Annotated in this window: 1 protein-coding gene; it reads right to left on the bottom strand. The window is 47.2% G+C overall.

The window, feature by feature from the left end; all coding sequences use genetic code 11:
- Positions 1 to 26: 26 nt before the first annotated feature.
- Positions 27 to 1,182 (bottom strand): glutamine--fructose-6-phosphate transaminase (isomerizing) (glmS, locus tag Q0095_RS04280; protein WP_297881679.1); only part of this gene is annotated, 1,156 nt, incomplete at its 5' end.

The raw sequence follows: 1,182 nt of genomic DNA, 5'->3' as shown, positions 1-1,182 counted from the left end.
TTAGTCAAAATGAACTTAAAAAACGATTATTCTACGGTGACGCTTTTGGCTAAATTTCGCGGCATATCTACGTCGTTGCCAAGTCTGACGGAGATTTCAAGAGCTAGAATTTGTAAAATTATCATCATCTCAAAAAACTCACTCATTGCGTGGCTCTGCTCGCTTGTTTTGATAAAATCATCCGCGATCTCGGGCTCTTCCGGGCTGATAGCTAAAATATACGCATCGCGCGCGGCAAGCTCTTCGACATTGCTTTTTGTTTTTTCGTAGAGCAAATGCTTTGGCATCAGCGCAACCGTAAAGAGATTAGAATCGGCAAGCGCGATCGGTCCGTGCTTCATCTCGCCGCTTGGATAGCCTTCCGCGTGCAGATAGGAGATCTCTTTGAGCTTGAGCGCGCCCTCAAGAGCGAGCGGATAGAAAATATCGCGCCCGATAAAGAAAAAGCCGTGTCCGTGCAGATAGTGCTTACTCATGCGGTAAATTTTATCCTGCAAGCCGTCCTTAATCTTTAAAATTTGCGGGATATGAAGCATCGCTGAAATTTCAGCGGAATTCATGCGCGCCGAGATGACTTCGCGCAGATTTGCAAGATACACCACAAACATCCATAGCACCATAACCTGCGTCGCAAAAGCCTTCGTAGATGCCACACCCTTTTCGATGCCCGCGCGGGTGAGGATCACGCTGCCTGCCATGCGCACGATTGAGCTGTTATCGACATTGCAGATCGCAAGCGTCCTAAGACCGGCTTTTTTAGCGATATGCAGCGCCTCTAATGTATCGGCGGTCTCGCCACTTTGCGAGATCACGATAAATAAGGAATTTTTGTTTAAAAATGGTTCTTTATAGCGGAATTCGCTGGCGACTTCCACTTTCGTGCGGATTTTAGCGATGCGCTCGAAAAGATACGAGCTTACGAGCGCGGCGTGATAGCTCGTGCCGCAGGCGCATAGCACGACCTCATCGATACCCTCAAACATCGCCGCATCAAGTTCGTCAAATTTTATCTTACCGCCCTTGATCACGCGCCCCATCATCGCTTCGGTTACGACTTGCGCTTGCTCGTAAATTTCTTTTTCCATAAAAAATCTAAAGCCCTCTTTTTGCGCGTAGCCTTTATCCTTCGGAAGCTCACTAAAGGCGCAATTATGCGGTTTAGAGTTTTTAAAAATGTCTATT

The organism is uncultured Campylobacter sp. (assembly GCF_938045535.1).
Taxonomy (GTDB): domain Bacteria; phylum Campylobacterota; class Campylobacteria; order Campylobacterales; family Campylobacteraceae; genus Campylobacter_B.
The sequence above is the reverse complement of the archived record's forward strand: the minus strand, read 5'-3'. Positions and strand labels throughout refer to the sequence as shown.